Annotated in this window: 14 protein-coding genes; 9 read left to right on the top strand and 5 right to left on the bottom strand. The window is 43.1% G+C overall.

What is annotated here, in order from left to right:
* The first annotated feature begins 261 nt into the window (after positions 1–261).
* On the top strand, positions 262–1716 hold the full coding sequence (locus RMZ43_RS32660; protein ID WP_322655511.1) for an amidohydrolase: 1455 nt from the start codon (positions 262–264) through the stop codon (positions 1714–1716).
* Between the two features lie 26 nt (positions 1717–1742).
* On the opposite strand, the gene RMZ43_RS32655 is transcribed toward RMZ43_RS32660, so the two are convergent.
* Positions 1743–2561, bottom strand: a complete 819-nt coding sequence (locus tag RMZ43_RS32655) for a pantothenate kinase (protein ID WP_322655510.1) — start codon at positions 2559–2561, stop codon at positions 1743–1745.
* Positions 2562–2671: 110 nt separating this feature from the next.
* Here RMZ43_RS32655 and RMZ43_RS32650 point away from each other — a divergent pair, with 110 nt between their 5' ends.
* Together RMZ43_RS32650 and RMZ43_RS32645 are read left to right on the top strand one after the other, a co-directional pair.
* Positions 2672–4396, top strand: a complete 1725-nt coding sequence (locus RMZ43_RS32650; RefSeq protein WP_322655509.1) for a diflavin flavoprotein — start codon at positions 2672–2674, stop codon at positions 4394–4396.
* Positions 4397–4536: 140 nt separating this feature from the next.
* The gene (locus tag RMZ43_RS32645; RefSeq protein WP_322655508.1) at positions 4537–6249 is read left to right on the top strand and encodes a diflavin flavoprotein; all 1713 of its coding nucleotides are present in this window, start codon (positions 4537–4539) and stop codon (positions 6247–6249) included.
* 49 nt (positions 6250–6298) lie between these two features.
* Here the strand turns inward: RMZ43_RS32645 and RMZ43_RS32640 are convergent, their stop codons facing one another.
* Entirely contained in the window at positions 6299–7168 is an 870-nt protein-coding gene (locus tag RMZ43_RS32640) for a pentapeptide repeat-containing protein (protein ID WP_322655507.1), read from the bottom strand.
* Positions 7169–7265: 97 nt separating this feature from the next.
* Between RMZ43_RS32640 and RMZ43_RS32635 the strand changes: the two genes are divergently transcribed.
* From RMZ43_RS32635 to RMZ43_RS32625, 3 genes are all read left to right on the top strand, one after another.
* Entirely contained in the window at positions 7266–7544 is a 279-nt protein-coding gene (locus tag RMZ43_RS32635) for a BrnT family toxin (protein ID WP_322655506.1), read from the top strand.
* The gene (locus RMZ43_RS32630) at positions 7525–7767 is read left to right on the top strand and encodes a hypothetical protein (protein ID WP_322655505.1); all 243 of its coding nucleotides are present in this window, start codon (positions 7525–7527) and stop codon (positions 7765–7767) included. The genes RMZ43_RS32635 and RMZ43_RS32630 overlap by 20 nt, the downstream gene beginning before the upstream one ends.
* Positions 7768–7832: 65 nt before the next feature.
* The gene (locus RMZ43_RS32625; protein WP_322655504.1) at positions 7833–8216 is read left to right on the top strand and encodes a DUF4440 domain-containing protein; all 384 of its coding nucleotides are present in this window, start codon (positions 7833–7835) and stop codon (positions 8214–8216) included.
* A 101-nt stretch (positions 8217–8317) separates the two neighbouring features.
* On the opposite strand, the gene RMZ43_RS32620 is transcribed toward RMZ43_RS32625, so the two are convergent.
* Together RMZ43_RS32620 and RMZ43_RS32615 are read right to left on the bottom strand one after the other, a co-directional pair.
* Complete coding sequence (locus RMZ43_RS32620) at positions 8318–8635, bottom strand: RNA recognition motif domain-containing protein (protein ID WP_322655503.1); 318 nt, start codon at positions 8633–8635, stop codon at positions 8318–8320.
* Between the two features lie 245 nt (positions 8636–8880).
* Positions 8881–9420, bottom strand: coding sequence for a phycobiliprotein lyase (locus tag RMZ43_RS32615; RefSeq protein ID WP_322655502.1), 540 nt, complete (start codon positions 9418–9420; stop codon positions 8881–8883).
* 842 nt (positions 9421–10262) lie between these two features.
* On the opposite strand from RMZ43_RS32615, the gene RMZ43_RS32610 reads away from it, so the two are divergent.
* From RMZ43_RS32610 to RMZ43_RS32600, 3 genes are all read left to right on the top strand, one after another.
* Positions 10263–11567 (top strand): efflux RND transporter periplasmic adaptor subunit, encoded by a 1305-nt coding sequence (locus RMZ43_RS32610; RefSeq protein WP_416212463.1) that lies wholly within the window; start codon positions 10263–10265, stop codon positions 11565–11567.
* A 252-nt stretch (positions 11568–11819) separates the two neighbouring features.
* Positions 11820–15119, top strand: a complete 3300-nt coding sequence (locus RMZ43_RS32605; RefSeq protein WP_322655500.1) for an efflux RND transporter permease subunit — start codon at positions 11820–11822, stop codon at positions 15117–15119.
* 375 nt (positions 15120–15494) lie between these two features.
* Positions 15495–16157: a hypothetical protein gene (locus RMZ43_RS32600; RefSeq protein ID WP_322655499.1), complete on the top strand. Its 663-nt coding sequence runs from the start codon at positions 15495–15497 to the stop codon at positions 16155–16157.
* On the opposite strand, the gene RMZ43_RS32595 is transcribed toward RMZ43_RS32600, so the two are convergent.
* Positions 16154–17221, bottom strand: a complete 1068-nt coding sequence (locus RMZ43_RS32595) for a glycosyltransferase family 4 protein (protein ID WP_322655498.1) — start codon at positions 17219–17221, stop codon at positions 16154–16156. The two genes, RMZ43_RS32600 and RMZ43_RS32595, sit on opposite strands and share 4 nt — an antisense overlap.
* Between the last annotated feature and the right edge of the window lie 61 nt (positions 17222–17282).

Raw genomic sequence — 17282 nt, 5'->3', positions numbered from 1 at the left:
AAACAATAACTAGATTTGAAGGTTTATTTTCTAATATTATGAGTCTAGCCAATTATTTTTTAACAAAAGGATTATATAACAACAATTATTTTTCTTTAATGAAAGTGATTAAGGAATGATTAAAGAGTGCTATTCAAGGCTAACAATTAGTAAAGAATAGTTACAGATAAATTGGTATAAATCACAATTCTTAATTGTGAAACTAGTAGCAATTAGACGGATGATAAAGTCACGACAAAAATTCAACAAGGATATTTTAGTGTGAAATATCATCTGACAAAATACTATAAACTATTAGTTCTTTTTGTCTGTACGACGTTGCTCATCTTTTTTGGTCAGATAGTTGTTGCTCAAAGTAACTATAATCTAGTCGCTCAAGGGAAGCAAAGAGTACAACTGATTGTAGGTGGTGATTTTATCGTAACGATGAACGAGGCACAACCCGTCATCCAAAATGGAGCGATCGCCATTAGGGACGGCAAAATTGTTGCGGTAGACACACAATACAAAATCATGGCATCTTATAGAGCCGACAGGACGCTGCCAGGTGACGGTCTGGTGCTGATGCCGGGTCTGGTCAACGGTCATTCTCACTCAGCAATGGTTCTGTTTCGTGGTCTTGCGGACGACTTAGCGTTGCAAGATTGGCTCCAGAATTACATCTTCCCAGCAGAAGGGAAGTTCGTTGATGAAAATTTTGTCCGCGTTGGCGAACAGCTTGCTTGCTGGGAGATGATACGCGGTGGTACAACAACCTTTGTTGATATGTACTTTCAGCCAGATGTCGCTGCCAAAGTCGTTAGTAAATGCGGCTTACGCGCCATTATTGCACCCTCTTCAATAGATTTTCCCAGCCCTGGTTTCCGAGGATGGGATGATGCTTTTGCCTCGGCAATAAATTTTCTGAAAGGTTGGAAAGGCAAGAGCGAACGTATCATACCAGCTCTTGCTGCACACGCTCCCTACACTGTCTCACCAGAGCATCTTGTCCAGGCTATTCAGGCTGCGCGTCATTACGATGTTCCACTGACAATTCACTTGGCAGAGACACAAACTGAAGTAAAAGATGTCCAGCAACGTTATAATGCAACTCCAGTAAAACATCTAGAAAATCTCGGTTTCCTAGAACCGCGTGTATTTGCCGCACACGTTGTCTGGCCTAACGCAAGTGAAATCGCCCTGCTGGCTAAACGCGGTGTTGGTGTTATCCACAATCCTGACTCGAATTTGAAACTAGCTTCTGGCTTTGCGCCGATTCCGGCGATGCTGAAAGCAGGAGTTAAGGTTGGTTTAGGCACGGATGGAGCCGCATCGAACAACGTTCTTGATATGTGGAAGGCAATTCGCCTCACCGCCCTCATCCATAAAGGGACTACCCTTGACCCGACTGCTGTACCAGCTAAGACAGTTTTGCGTATGGCAACACTTGGTGGTGCAGAAGCACTCGGCTTATCAGATAAAATTGGTGCGATTAAGGTGGGACTTCAAGCCGACCTAATTCAAGTCCAGCTTAAAGAACCACACTTGCTCCCGCTTTACAATGTCATCTCACATCTTGTTTATGCAGCAGATGCCCAAGATGTTGATACTGTAATTGTAAATGGACAAGTTTTAATGGAAAAACGTAGGATGCTCACGGTTGACCCTGAGAGGATTCGCCGTGAAGCTACTTCCATCGCTCAGAGAATCAAAGCTCAATTCCGACCTTCTAATTGATCAATCTAAGCTGCTCTGGGTCTGACTTAGAGCAGTTTTACTATTTCTCGCATTCCCCAAAAAATCAAATTTTGCTCCACAATTAAGCGTGCTACAATTTCAGGATATAAGGCTTGTAGATAGTTTATTAATAAATTGCGATCGCCCCCTTTAATTACAATCTTCTCATTAGGAAATAATTGCAGCCACGCCTCAATAAAATCTTTAATTCCAGCTAATATTGTATAAATTACCCCACTTTGAATAGCTTCTATAGTATTGAGAGCAAAACGTGGTGGTAGAGACGGAAAATTTTGCATTTCTACTAATGGTAATTGTCCTGTTTGTTGACCAAGAGTTGCAAATTGCAAACCTAATCCCGGCAAGATTGCACCTCCAACTAGACACTCATTGGCATCCGCAGCTGTAAAAGTTAGCGCTGTCCCAGCATCAATTACCAACATTGGAAAACCCCAAGTTTTCCCCGCACCCCACAAAGCTAAAGCGCGGTCAATTCCTAATGTAGGATAAACATCTTTGAGAGATACTTGATCTAAGGTAATAAAGCGAGTATTTGGGTAAGTTTGCCAAATAGCAGTTTGCCTGGGAACTACGGAGGCTATGAGAAGAGGACAAAGGGGCAGAGTGTTTGTTAGAGATTCACCTTGTGGAAAAATTTTCTCTAGTAAATCATTCAGGGTTTGACATTCAGCCAGGTGTTGTATAACAGACTCAGGTAGATAGTCCGTATCCCAAGCTGAGTAAAGCGTCTCGCCAACAAACAACGCCCAATGCAGGCGGGAATTCCCAATTTCCAAAGCTAGCCAAATATTATCTGTGTGTTCTGGGTGCTTATGCGGTTTCACACTTTTAAGTTTTTTAAGTCAGTTATATCTTTTTTAATAAAAATTAACATTCATCCCGTGTCACAATAAAGCAAGAGGAACAAATACTCATTGTGTTAAGGAGGGGAGTTATGGTAGCACTCACCGAAAAAACTGAAAAACGGCTCACCATACAGACTGTGGAAATCGCTCAAGAGACGACGGCTATTCGCTCTCTGGATTGGGATCGCGATCGCTTCGATATTGAGTTTGGTCTGCAAAATGGTACCACCTATAACTCGTTTCTCATCCGTGGGGAGCAGACTGCCTTAGTTGATACCTCCCACGAAAAGTTTCGTCAACTCTACTTTGATACGCTCACCGGACTAATCAAGCCAACAGATATTGATTATTTGATTATCAGCCACACCGAGCCAGACCATAGCGGTTTAGTTAAAGATTTGCTGCAAATGGCTCCAGAGATAACCGTTGTCGGTTCTAAAGTGGCGATTCAGTTTCTTGAAGATTTCGTACATCAGTCATTCAAACGGCGGATTGTGAAAAATGGCGATCGCTTAGATTTGGGCAATGGACATGAATTTGAATTCGTGATTGCTCCAAATTTACACTGGCCGGATACCATTTTCAGCTTCGACCACAAAACCAAAACTCTCTATACCTGCGATGCCTTTGGGTTGCACTATTGTTCAGATAGTACCTTTGATGAAGATTTGGCAGCGATCGAAGAAGACTTTCATTACTACTACGATTGCTTGATGGGGCCGAATGCCCGGTCAGTTTTATCTGCCCTGAAACGGATGGGTGAACTGAAAACCATCGACATGATTGCCACAGGACACGGGCCATTATTATCTCACAATGTTGAGGAACTAGTTGGACGTTACCGCACTTGGAGCCAAACGCAAGCCAAGCCAGAAACGGTAATTGGAATATTTTACGTTTCCGAATACGGTTATAGCGATCGCCTCGTGCAAGCAATTGCCAACGGTATCGGCAAAACTGGTGTCGCCGTGGAAATTGTCGATTTAGGATCTGAAGTCGATTTACAAGAACTGCGGGAACTAGTTAGCCGATGTGCTGGGCTAATCGTTGGTCTACCTCCGGCTTCTGGGGCTGCTAGCATTCAAGCTGCACTCAGCACAGTTTTAGGATCTGCCAAAGAAAAGCAGGCTATTGGCGTATTTGAAAGCGGCGGTGGCGATGATGAGCCGATAGATCCTTTGCTGAGTAAATTCCGCAATTTGGGGTTGACAACGGTTTTTCCAGCAATTCGGATTAAACAAACACCCACAGAAAATACTTACAAGCTTTGTGAAGAAGCGGGTACTGACTTAGCTCAATGGGTAACACGCGATCGCAGTATCAAAGCCATGAAATCCCTTGGTGCTGACTTAGATAAAGCATTAGGTAGAATTAGTGGTGGGTTATATATTATTACTGCCAAAAAAGGCAATGTATCCAGTGCCATGCTAGCTTCTTGGGTTGCTCAAGCTAGTTTCAAACCCTTAGGATTTTCCATTGCAGTAGCCAAAGATCGGGCAATTGAATCACTCATGCAAGTAGGCGATCGCTTTGTTCTTAATGTCTTAGAAGAAGGCAATTTCCAACCACTCATGAAGCACTTTTTGAAACGGTTCGCCCCTGGTGCCGATCGCTTTGAAGGAGTGAGAACCCAGCCAGCCGAAAACGGTGCGCCTATCCTTAACGACGCCCTCGCCTACATGGAGTGCGAAGTCGTCAGTAGAATGGATTGCGGCGACCATTGGGCAGTATACAGCACCGTCTACGCCGGACGAGTTTCTAAGCCAGATCCTTTAACTGCTGTGCATCACCGCAAAGTTGGTAATCATTATTAAAGAAGGTACTGAGGACTAGGGATTGGGGATTAGGTATCAGGAATTAGATATTGGAGATTGAATATTAAGTATCGAGAATAACTTTCCCAGTCCCCAGCCCCCAGTGCCCAATCCCCAATCCCCTATTCCCCAATAAAGCCATGTCAAAAAATAAACCTCGTGATGTTCAAGTTTATCCAATAGCTACAGACACAAGAATACTGCGATCGCGCAGTTGGTCAAGGCTGAGATTTGAAATTGAATATGCTCTTGCTAAGGGTACAACTGCTAATTCTTATTTAATAGAAAGCAAGAAAACTGCCATTATTGATCCTCCAGGGGAAACGTTTACAGAAATTTATTTAAAAGCGTTGCAACAGCGTTTCCATCTCGAAGACTTAGATTATGTAATTTTGGGACACATCAACCCCAACCGCGCTGCAACTTTAAAAGCTTTATTGGAAATTGCCCCGCAAATCACTTTTGTTTGTTCTAATCCTGGCGCGATAAATTTACGTGCAGCGCTGGAAAATCCAGATTTGCAAATTCTTGTGATGCGGGGCGAAGAAACCCTAGATTTAGGCAACGGGCATAATTTACAATTTATTCCCACACCCAATCCCCGCTATGCAGATCAACTTTGCACCTACGATCCGCAAACAGAAATTCTGTACTCAGATAAGTTATTTGGAGCGCATGTTTGTGGAGATCAGGTATTTGATGAAGGTTGGGAAGTATATAACGAAGATCGGCGCTATTATTTTGATTGCCTCATGGCTCCCCACGCTCGTCAAGTTGAAACAGCGCTGGAGAAACTAGCTGATTTCCCGGTGAGAATGTATGCCACTGGACACGGGCCTTTGGTACGCTACGGTTTAATTGACCTGACCAAAGCTTATCGAGAATGGAGTCAACAGCAAACTTCTGCTGACTTGACTGTAGCGTTGATTTATGCATCAGCTTATGGGAATACAGCCACATTAGCCCAAGCGATCGCTCGTGGGGTTACAAAAGCTGGTGTCGCCGTAGAATCAATTAACTGTGAATTTACTGAACCAGAAGAAATCCGGGCAGCTGTAGAGAAAGCCGGTGGTTTCATTATCGGTTCTCCAACCCTCGGTGGTCATGCACCCACACCCGTGCAAACAGCTTTAGGAATTGTTCTATCCACCGCTACTAACAATAAACTCGCTGGTGTTTTTGGTTCCTTTGGCTGGAGTGGGGAAGCAGTTGATTTAATTGAAGGTAAGTTGAAAGATGCTGGCTATCGGTTTGGTTTTGACACCATCCGCGTCAAATTTAAACCCGACGATACCACCTTACAATTGTGTGAAGAAGCCGGAACCGACTTTGCCCAAGCTTTGAAGAAAGCTAGAAAAGTGCGATCGCAACGTCTTCCTGCAACAACTGTAGAACAAGCAGTTGGTCGGATTGTCGGTTCTCTTTGTGTTCTCACAGCAAAAGAAGGCGATCGCTCTAGTGCCATGTTAGCTTCTTGGGTATCTCAAGCGAGCTTTAGTCCCCCTGGCTTAACCATAGCTGTAGCTAAAGAACGCGCAGTAGAAACACTGACGCATACAGGAAACAAATTTGTCCTCAACATTCTTAAAGAAGGCAATCATTTGGGATTGATGAAGCACTTCCTCAAACCATTCGGCCCAGGACAAGACCGATTTGCTGATGTCGCTACCGAAGAAGCTGAAAATGGTTCTCCCATACTGACTAATGCCCTAGCATATCTTGAATGTTCCGTACAAAACCGCATGGAATCTGGCGACCATTGGCTAGTTTATGCCACTGTCGAAAATGGCAAATTGTTAGATACTGATGGCGTGACAGCCGTGCATCATCGCAAGTCGGCAACTCATTATTAATTGGGAATGGGGCATTGGTTATTAATTCTTCTCCCTCACTCCCTCACCTCTACTTCATCGGTTCTGGTGGTAAACCAAGCTTGGCGCGAAATTCCTTATCGTATATTGCTTGCTCCCAATTTTTAGCAGATTTAACTTGCTCAGGAGTTAAGTTTTTTGCACCGCTGAGGTTAGCAACGCCAAGCTCATTGCCGAGGTCGTTAACGTCAAGCTGATAGGCAAGGTCAGCACCTTTCAGGTTGGCATTGTAGAAGTCAGCACCGCTGAGGTTGGCATTGCTGAGGTCAGCATTGCTGAGGTTAGAACCCCTGAGGTTAGCACCCCTGAGGTTGGAGCTCATAAGGGAGGCTCCGCTGAGGTTGGCAAAGCTGAGGTCAGCATTGCTGAGGTTGGCACCCATAAGGAAGGCTCCGTTTAGGTTGGCATTGTAGATGTAGGCAAAGCTGAGGTTGGCAAAGCTGAGGTTGGCACCACTGAGGTAAGCACCACTGAGGTTAGTCTTCTCAACGTTGATTCCCGATAAACTAAAATTTTCCTTTTTTAATCTTTCCAGAGCCAACACAACTACACCTGACTTTTCGCCTTGCCCGTCTTTCACTACTTGCCAAGCCTCAAAGATTGATTTTTCCCTACGTTCTCCAACTTCCAAGAGAAAAACAAACACAGCTATTAAAAAGCCAACCTTTTCTAATATCCGAAATACATCAGCCCCATCAACTAGGTTCGCCAAAGGTTCTACCAGGCGTCTTTCTATCCACTCAAATGGTGATTTAACTACAACAATAAATTTATCTCGCCAACTTTTACGCGGTGGTGGGATATAACGTCCAGTTCGTCTGAGGTGAAGTATGTCTTCTTCTGAAGAAGGGCGGCGTTTCTTTGGTTTTGGTTTGAGATGCGATCGCCATTTTATCTTCAAAGTACCTTCCCCACAGCAATGACACTTAATTGCAGTATATTATTACTCTGCTGTACTTGTATTCACGTCTGCATAGCTAATCGGATATGATCTGGTCATGGAGTTCGAGTGGGATCAATCAAAAGCAGCCGCAAATTTGAAGAAGCACGGTGTCAGCTTTGAAGAAGCCAAGACTGTCTTCAGCAATTCTCTGGCAGTTATCTTTGATGATGAAGCGCACTCTATAGATGAGCAGCGAGAAATCATTATTGGTCACTCTCAACAAAATCTTTTGCTATTGATTTGTTTCACTGAGCGTTCCAATGCTATCCGTATCATCAGCGCCCGTCTAGCTACTCGAAAAGAACGTGAAGATTATGAACGAAACGCCTTTTGAAAAATCGCAAAATTCTGACGATGAGCTTCAGGCTGAGTATCGTTTTGATTATCAAAAGGCAAAGCCTAATCGCTTTGCTGCCCGTAGTGGAATGCAACAATTAACAGTTGTGGTGTTAGATGAAGATGTAGCTCAGGTTTTCACCACACCAGAATCGGTCAACAAAGTGTTAAGGGCATTGATTGAGTCAATGCCACAAGCCGCAAACGGCGAAACAGCCTAAAAATCCTGTTGCATCGGGCGGTTGTAAGCCATCTTATCGAAGGTATCATCAACTTCAGCAAGTAGATGAAAGCAGACTATTTAGAGGAATCTCTTTTCCGTGAGTTGGAGGAGCGTTTGCTTCAACCGGATGTACGAAAGTCAGCTAAAGATGTCATGGACTTACTTGCTGACGAGTTCATTGAGTTCGGAAGTTCAGGGCGTGTTTTCGACAAACAGCAAATTATTAACATTTTGCAGAATGAATCCATCGAATCCCTAACTCAAAGATCGATAACAGAATTTAAAACTTTAGTTTTGGCAGCAGGGGTTGTTTTAGTAACCTATCGTATAGTCAGACATCAATCTGGCGAACAGCCTATTCATTCGCTGCGAAGTTCCATCTGGAAATTGACCAATGATCGATGGAAAATGATTTTTCATCAAGGCACTCTGCTTAAAAAATCATAGGCGCAGCATAACAAGTAACTGTCAGTTTTGCATAAAAAAGGCTCAAGCATTCCTGCCTGAGCCTTTTCTAAATTCAACTAAATGACTTTCGCCTACTTAGCTTAGTAGCGATTACCACCGCCACCGCCACGGTTGTAGCCGCCGCCACGATTACCACCGAAGGAACCACCTCGGTCTTCTCTGGGCTTGGCCTTATTCACTTTAAGGTCACGACCCAGCCATTCAGCACCATCAAGGGCTTCAATGGCTTTGGTTTCTTCATCTTCTGAACTCATTTCCACGAAAGCAAAGCCGCGTAAACGACCTGTTTCACGGTCAGTAGGTAGCTGAACACGCTTTACAGCACCATATTCTGCAAATACAGCACTCAGCGCATCTTGTGTAACTTCATAGGAGAGGTTACCAACGTAAATTGACATTAAATGTCTCCAAAATCATAAGTTTGTAGAGATTTAGATTTCGGAGAGAAGTCTGTAATACCAAAAGGGAAAAGCCTGTCAATACTAAAATCAAACACTGTCGCCGAATTAATTCTCATTTCACTTCCCATGATGACATAGCAAATAACTTTCTGGGGGAAGTTTTCAAAACTGTTATAAAAATTTATATAGCAGTCCGCTTTGATTTTTGAAAGTATTTGCGTAGATAGAAAGTGGTGAAAAAGCTAATCAATTCTATTTTCTAAATATTGGCCAATCATCAACTGCTCACCAGCACGAGAGATGATTGTCTGTCTGGTGCGGTATTTGCTGCCAATTAGCTTTAATTCTTCTTCAAACACTGAACCGTTGTATTCAGTTCGCAAACACAGTATTTTTGGGTTGGAGAAATAATACTGGGCGGTGACTGGTTTGGATATGGCAAAACCGCGATCGCGATACAAAATGTTTCCCATCACCCCAAATATTGTTGAACCTTGCGATTCTTTCTTTGTCTTTAGCACATCTGTACTTTCCCATACAACTGCTGCACCACAGATTAAACTACCTGCATCAGACAAATCGTGCATCTGAGCTAGCTTTTGCAATTCATCACAGCCCTGCTCTAAAAAACTAATCGTAACGATACTTTCAATCTCCTTAGTTTCTCCCGCCGGTAGGGTGTAGTAGCGTCGTTGCGATCGCCATTTCCCTGCTGATTCCTGGAAAAATTCGGAAATCTGGGATTCATCAGTAGTTTTTACGATTCTGAGCAATGATGTCACGCCTTACCTTCCTTACCTAATGCAAATATATTTCTGGCAAAAAACTTCATTCTTGCTGTTATTTATGGTATTTATCGCCCTGTTCTTGCCATATTACGCAAGGGGGGTAAGAAAAATACTGTCTTCTGATACATTATAAACTTAAAAAAGCAATAAATATTTAATATTCTTAATAAAATAATTTTTGTAAGTACAATTACTTATGCCAAAATAAAAATAATATGTAAAAACAAGGGTCATTATTGTAATACTGCCCATGTTAGGATGTGCGGCAAAAAGTTTCATATCTATAAAAAAACCCAGGTTTCTCCTATAGGTAGATTTCAGAAAGCTAACAAATATTTATACTTTGTTTATAATTTATTATCTGCAAGAAGATTTTCTACCTCTGCGTAAGAAGTAGAGCGGTGAGAAGTTTTGGATTTTTATGGGAAAACAGTAATTTCTGATACAGAAAATTACTGTAAAACAGCTTAAAGATTCTCGCCGTTTTTTGTTAATTAAATCTCTCAAAATTACTTGGTAAAACACGGCTGTTTAACCCCAAAAGCTCCCCAATAAGAGAAAAATAAATGATTTTGGATATGAATAAGCCGCATAAGCAGGTGAAAATAACAGATCCGGTAGCCGCCAACCAGCTCATTAATATCCAGTTAAATTCAGTTGTAAAGACTGAGATAACGATGGCAGGGGCGGGCTATGCCTACGCAGATTTAAAGAGTAGACTTCTTGCAAACAGCACTAGTGCAACAGGTAAAAAAGGTAAAAAAGAAAATTATTTACTTTCCTCCAAATCTGTAAGAAGTTTACTTGTTTCTTGTTTGCTAGGTATAGGGCTGCTGATGGCAAGTTGCGGCTCGTCGCCCAAAGAGTCAGCAGATGCACAATCTCAGAGTCCTGGTAGTAAAGAACGTGGCGGTGCAACACCTGTAGATGTGGCGATCGCTCGAACTGACTTACTGGAAAAACAACCAGAATATACAGGTAACACAACACCCTTTCGGATTGTATCAGTGCGATCGCAAGTAGAAGCTCGGTTGTTGGCTTTGAACCTTGATGTGGGCGATACGGTAAAGCTTGGGCAAAAGGTTGGGCAGTTAGATGATGCCATACTTTCAACCGAATTAAAGCAAGCAGAAGCAGAACTAGCAGCCCTTAAATCAGAAGTAGCTAGAGCAACCAATCAGGTAAGCAATGCCCGTGCAGACGTTGAACGGGCGCGGCTAGAAGTGGTACAAGCCCAGGCAGACTCCCAACGGCAGCAAAGGTTGTTCAAAGCTGGAGCGATCGCTGAACAAACTGCCCAACAAGCACGTACCCAGGCACAAACAGCAGCCCAGGCACTCCGGGCAGCCCAGGAGCAGGTTCGTACAGAACAGCAAGCCGTCGCTGCTGCCCAAGGTAGAGTATTAGCCCAGCAGGCATTGGTTGCTCAAACTAAAGAGCGCAGGTCTTACGCTCAACTGATATCCCCCATTGCTGGCATAGTCACAGAAAAGGTGACAGAACCAGGCAACCTTCTGCAAGCAGGTAACGAAGTCTTAAAAATTGGCGACTTTAACCGTGTCAAAGTGGTGGTGCAAGTTTCCGAATTAGAACTGGCACAAATTCAGGTTGGACAGTCTGTACAAGTCCGTTTAGATGCCTTCCCCAAGGAAACATTAATTGGCAGAGTTACCCGCATTTCTCCAGCTGCCGATGCCACAGCTCGCTTGATACCTGTAGAAGTAGTGATTCCCAACACTCAAGGGAAGATTGGCAGTGGATTGCTGGCGCGAGTCAATTTTGAAAACCAGACACAACAACGAGTAGTCGTGCAGCAAACAGCTATTCAAAAACAAGCAGGCACTAAGAACTCCAAGGCTACAGGGGAGACGCAAACAAATGTACAGCAGTCTTCCCCAGCTAACACATCTGGGATAGCAAAAGCAAATTCACAAGACCGAAGTGGGGAAATATTTGTCGTTAAAGACACAGAAGGCAAAACCAAGGTAACAGCACGAGCCGTAATGTTGGGAAAAAGAGCTGATGGGAAAGTGGAAATTTTATCCGGTTTGCAAACAGGAGAGCGCTATGTTGTTCGTAGTGGTAAGCCCTTAAAAGAAGGTGACACTGTAAGTCTTTCAATTCTTTCAGAAAAGCAATAGTACGGTGAGCATTGAAGAAGAATTCAGAAGTCAGAATTCAGGAGTCAGAACAAGAAAGTGAGGGATTCAAAACCACTACTAATTGAAGACCACCAAATCTTCGATTTAGTGGGGATATTAAACCCATTTATTTATCTGCCAATCACACAGAATTCAACTCTGAATTCTGGCTCCTGACTTCTGAATTCTATTTTGATAACCACCATACCAAGGAAAAAAGTACTTAGTAGTCAGCACTTATCACTTAGTATCATGCAACAGGCGAACAATAATAATGGCAATAGCGGATTTAGTCTTAGTGCGATCGCTATTCGCCAACACATTGGCACACTCATGCTTACCGTGGCAGTAATTGTCATTGGGGTATTTTTTCTCACCACGATTCAAGTCGATCTCCTACCGTCAATTACCTATCCACGAGTTAGTGTCCGACTAGAAGCCCCTGGTATTTCACCAGAAGTAGCAGTAGATGAAATCACCAGGCCGTTAGAAGAAGCTTTACGAGCAACCGAGAATGTAGTGCAAGTTTTTTCCCGCACCCGTGAAGGGCAGGTAAGCCTCGATTTATACTTCCAACCAGGGGGCGATATTGACCAAGCCCTAAACGATGCTACTGCTGCTTTTAACCGAGGGCGAGGACAACTGCCAGATACGATAGAGGAGCCGCGATTATTTAAACTCGATCCCTCCCAATTGCCGATTTATGAATTGGCACTAACATCTGATTCGTTGCCAGGTAAAGATTTACGCGTATTTGCTGATGAAGAGTTAACCCGTGAACTCAGTGTCGTGCCGGGAGTTGCTTCAGTCGATGTATCTGGTGGTGCTGAGGAAGAAGTACGAGTACTTGTTGACTTAAACCGATTGCAAGCTTTGGGTGTCGGGTTAAATGATGTCTTAGATGAATTAACAGCCCGTAACCAAGATACTTCTGGTGGTCGGATTCTAGGGCAAAATTCCGAGCCATTGACTCGGACTGTAGGACGTTTCCAAAATGCCAGGGAAATTGAAAACCTCTCCTTGGAAGTTTCCTCCCCTGCCTCCTCTGCCTCTCCTGCTTCCTCCGCTTCCCCTGCCTCCCCTACACCTTCTCGCCGCGTTTATTTGCGAGACTTTGCTGAGGTAATTGATGATACAGAAGACCAGCGAGTATTTGTCTACCTGAATCGTCAGCCTGCGGTGAAATTTTCAATCCAAAAGCAGCCTGAGGCCAATACAATTACCGTTGTAGATGCTGTGAAACGGCGAATTGAACAATTAAGACAATCGGGTTTAATTCCAGCAGACATGACTTTGAGTCCCACCACAGATGAATCTATTTTTATCCGCAATTCTTTAAATGATGTCATCTTTTCGGGGATTTCTGGGGCATTGTTAGCAGCAGCAGCAGTGTTGTTATTTTTGGGATCATTCAGGCAAACATTGATTATCAGTTTGACGATTCCGTTGTGTACTCTAGCAGCGATCGCTCTGATGAAAATCTTTGGCTTGACTTTGAATGTATTCAGTTTAGCAGGTCTGACATTAGGAGTCGGTCAAGCAATTGATACATCGGTTGTAATTTTGGAGAATATTTCCGAAAAAGCGGGGATGACTCCCAATCAGAAAGAGATGGAGGTAGGGGAGCAGAGGAGCAGGGGAGCAGAGGGGAAGGGGAGAAATTCAAAATTCTTTATTGACAATGCCATTAATGCTTCTCAAGAAGTGGAATCTGCTTTAGTTGCTGCTACAGGTGCTAACTTAGTTTCTGTAGTACCATTCCTGTTAATTGGCGGTTTTATTGCACTGCTATTTAATGAACTGATTCTGACAATTAGCTTTGCAGTCGCAGCATCCCTTGTCGTCGCCATTACAGTAGTGCCGATGCTATCTTCTCGACTTTTGGGAATTCGCTGGTCTAGTCGGATCGGTGAATTTTGGTTGCTAAGACAGTTTAATCACCGATTTGAAGATGCTACACGAGGATACAGTAATTTTTTAACTAAGGTTTTACGCTATCGGCTCCTCGTTGTTATCGCTGCTTTGGTAATTTTAGGCGGCAGTAGCTTTTTCATGTTTGGTCAAATTCCCCAAGAAATTTTACCCCGCATCAGTACTGGTCAAGCTACCTTGAGAGCGCAGTTTCCTCCTGGTACACCTTTAGCAACTTCTGAAAAAGTTATGCAAATTGTCGATGACATTTTGCTCAAACAACCAGAAACAGAGTCTGCTTTCACAACTGTGGGTGGTTCTTTGTTTGGTAGCAATACTACAGAAAATCCTTTACGTGCTAGTAGCACTATCAATCTAAAACCAGGTACAGATGTCGAAGCTTTCGTCAAAAAAGTAACTCAGGAATTTAACAAACTCAACTTAGCAGGAATTCTGCTGCGCCTCAATCCTGGTCAGGTGCGGGGTTTAATCTTGAGTAATTCTCCAGTGCAAGGGTCAGAAGTTGACGTGATTTTGCAAGGTGAGAATGAAGAAAACTTAACGCAAGCAGGGGCGCAAGTGTTGCAAGCATTGCAAGAAAGGGCAAAATTAGCGACATTCCGACCAGATGCCGACCCCCGGCAACCAGAAATACAAATTCGCCCCGACTGGGAACGAGTTTCGGCATTAGGATTGAGCGCCGGGCAAATTGGTGCAACAGTTCAAACAGCAATTGAAGGTTCAGTTCCTACGCAAATTCAACGCGGTAATCGTTTAGTTGATGTGCGGGTGCAGTTAAATAAGGAAGCAATTGCGCGTCCTTCCCAGCTAGAGCAATTACCGCTATTTACAGAAAATAACCAACTAATCCGGCTTTCAGATGTTGCAAACATTCAAGAAGGTCAAGCGCCTGGTGAGGTGCAACGGATTAATCAGCGTCAAGCTTTTATTGTGGCAGGCAATCTCACCGAGGGAGCTAGTCTTGGTGAAGCGATCGCAGAAGTCAACCAGGTACTTCAAGATGTAGACTTACCTGATGGCGTTTCAATTGTACCTAGTTCTGCCCAAGAAACTAATCAGCAACTTCAGGATGCTTTAAAAACTTTAGGGGCGTTGGCAACGTTCTTAATCTTTGTAGTCATGGCGGTACAATACAATTCGCTGATTGACCCATTGGTAATTATGTTCACCGTACCACTGGCATTAGCTGGGGGACTTTTTGGACTTTACATTACTCAAACTGCAATTGGCGCAACTGTAATTGTTGGTGTCGTCTTGCTGGTGGGAATTGTGGTAAACGCAGGGATTCTAATGGTTGAACTGGCGAACCAAATTCGGGATGAAATTGGTTGTACTCGCCAAATTGCGATCATGAAAGCTGCTCCTCAACGCTTGCGCCCAATTATCATGACTACAGTCACCACTATTTTGGGACTGTTTCCTTTGGCATTGGGCATTGGGGAAGGTTCTGAGTTTTTGCAGCCTTTAGGAATTGTAGTTTTCTTCGGGATGGCGATCGCAACAATGCTGACATTGTTTATCATCCCCTGTTTTTATATTCTGCTACACGATTTGCTCGGTGGTAATTGGGCGAAGCCAGTATTAATTTGGTTGCGTGGATTTACAAAAAAATTGATTTAAATCCCTGATAGGGATTCAATTTTCAACACGTTCTACGCTGGAATTTAAATTAACGTGATTTGCCAACGAAAAAACTTCTTGGTAGATCACGTTGAACTCAGATTTTTTCAAATCCACATATTGGCTAATCTGTCAACGCATAAGTTCTAATTTAGATTTTTTATAAAGATTGGGTAAAATTACTAGTTATTTTGATAAAGCATTACAAGAATTGTTTTATAAATCAACCTATGAATAAATATAAATCCACTGAGCAGGCACACATTAACCGCTATTTATCTAGCAGGTAGATAGCGGTTCAAAAGTGAGCTTTTGCTGTTTGATTTAACCCACACGGTATAGTATTCTCTCAATCAATATAAAAAGGACAGAAATATGACTACAATACCAACCAAAATAGCCTTATCTGTTTTAGGAGCAGCAGGAATTAGTTTATTGTCTTTGACACCAGCGAGAGCCTTCATCTTGGTAGAACCCATCGTGACAACTCAAAATGAAGAAGTACTTGAAGCGAAAAAGCCAAGAACTCTTGGGCCAGAGTTTCAACCGGGACAAGTAATAGAATATGGTGTCTCAGATGTAGCTAATAACTTTCTAAATAACACTGGGTACGATATAGAAAGCTTGGTCTTTGATTTAAAAACGCTTGCCTATAGCAATCCAGATTCTACTCCCGCGTTTAATAATGAGCCGGTGCAGTGGGGAGATGTTAATGGAGATGGCAAGATTGGTTACTCTAATAACCCCGATCTAAAGGATATTTTTTCAAACATTACCATAAAAGATAACATCATCACTTTTAGTGGTGGCGTAATTCCCAAAGGAACCCTGTTTTACAATCCATTTGCTACTAGCCCCAATGTATCGCCAGGTGCTGGAATCATTCCACCAGTGCCAGCAGAGCAAGTCGATAAAGATGGGCCGATCAGAGTGGCTAGTTATTACACTGCTGTTCCTGAATCAACTAATATTTTGGGTGTACTAGTCTTTGGCGCTTTAAGTGTAGCTTTCAAAGTAAAGCGATCGCTACACTGTTAACGCTCTGACTCTGTAATTAATTCACGATACACCGCTAATATTTCCTGATGGACGCGGGCAACACTCAGCCATTGTAGGTTTTGATTTGCCCGGTTTTTCCATTCGTGCAACATATCGGCATTACTTAGTAATTGCACTAAAACTCCAGCCAACGCATTACTATCTTTTGCTGGCACTAAAAGTCCTGCTTGCCCATTGTCCAAAGCTTCAGGAATTCCGTCTACTTGAGTGCCAATGATCGCAGTTCCAGCTTCCCTAGCTTCTGAAAGCACCAGGGGACAAGGATCGCGGTGAGAAGCTAACACAAATATGTCACAAGATATCAGATAGCGTTGAGGTTCTGCCTGGAAGCCTTCAAAATGGATGCGTTCTTTTACAGAAGTTGCTTCTGCCTGTGCCTCAAATAGCTGTTTATCAGGGCCATTTCCTACCAAATAGAGATGCGCTTGCGGAAAATCTGAGGCAATTTGTTCAAAGGCAGCGATTAATTCAGCAATTCCCTTGCGTTGATACATCCCGGCTACAGTTGCGATCGCTGGACGTTGTAATGGTAAAGGTTGATAATCTTGTATTTGTCGCGTGCGGGGACTGCCCAAAGTTCCATTGCATACTACCCGCAGCTTGTTTTCTGAAATACCGCGCCGTGCCATAGAATCTCGTACAGCCTTACTGACGGCAATTACCCTGTCAGCTAAACCCATCAACAAACTAGAACGCTGAAATTCGTTGTGGACTGTGGAAACTAAAGCATATTTATGTCCTTTAAAAATGCGGGCTAGGATGACTCCCGTCATCATGTGGGCGTGAACGATATCCGGCTGAAATTCTGCTGCGATCGCCAGGTAACGCACACCTGCTTTAATAATACTTATCGGTTTCCTAGTTTGATCTAATTGGTAGTGTTTGACACCAAATATGCTTAGTAATTTCTCATATTCACCACCAGATGAAATAACTGCTACCTCGTGACCAGATTTAGCCTGTAAACAAGCCAAATCCACAGCCACATTTACAATACCGTTACCTATTTCTTGAACGTGGTTCAAAATATGGATGATTCGCATAATTTTGGAGATATGTATAAAAAATTAAGATAAGTGGCTGAGTGGAAATTAACCTAATTCT

The sequence above is a fragment of the Nostoc sp. CmiVER01 genome (assembly GCF_034531135.2).
GTDB lineage: Bacteria > Cyanobacteriota > Cyanobacteriia > Cyanobacteriales > Nostocaceae > Nostoc.
The sequence above is the reverse complement of the archived record's forward strand: the minus strand, read 5'-3'. Positions and strand labels throughout refer to the sequence as shown.

Coding starts and splice junctions, on each gene's coding strand:
- RMZ43_RS32650 (WP_322655509.1), top strand. CDS start 2,672: ATGGTAGCACTCACCGAAAAAACTGAAAAACGGCTCACCATACAGACT.
- RMZ43_RS32645 (WP_322655508.1), top strand. CDS start 4,537: ATGTCAAAAAATAAACCTCGTGATGTTCAAGTTTATCCAATAGCTACA.
- RMZ43_RS32635 (WP_322655506.1), top strand. CDS start 7,266: ATGGAGTTCGAGTGGGATCAATCAAAAGCAGCCGCAAATTTGAAGAAG.
- RMZ43_RS32630 (WP_322655505.1), top strand. CDS start 7,525: ATGAACGAAACGCCTTTTGAAAAATCGCAAAATTCTGACGATGAGCTT.
- RMZ43_RS32625 (WP_322655504.1), top strand. CDS start 7,833: ATGAAAGCAGACTATTTAGAGGAATCTCTTTTCCGTGAGTTGGAGGAG.
- RMZ43_RS32620 (WP_322655503.1), bottom strand. CDS start 8,635: ATGTCAATTTACGTTGGTAACCTCTCCTATGAAGTTACACAAGATGCG.
- RMZ43_RS32610 (WP_416212463.1), top strand. CDS start 10,263: ATGGCAAGTTGCGGCTCGTCGCCCAAAGAGTCAGCAGATGCACAATCT.
- RMZ43_RS32605 (WP_322655500.1), top strand. CDS start 11,820: ATGCAACAGGCGAACAATAATAATGGCAATAGCGGATTTAGTCTTAGT.
- RMZ43_RS32600 (WP_322655499.1), top strand. CDS start 15,495: ATGACTACAATACCAACCAAAATAGCCTTATCTGTTTTAGGAGCAGCA.
- RMZ43_RS32595 (WP_322655498.1), bottom strand. CDS start 17,221: ATGCGAATCATCCATATTTTGAACCACGTTCAAGAAATAGGTAACGGT.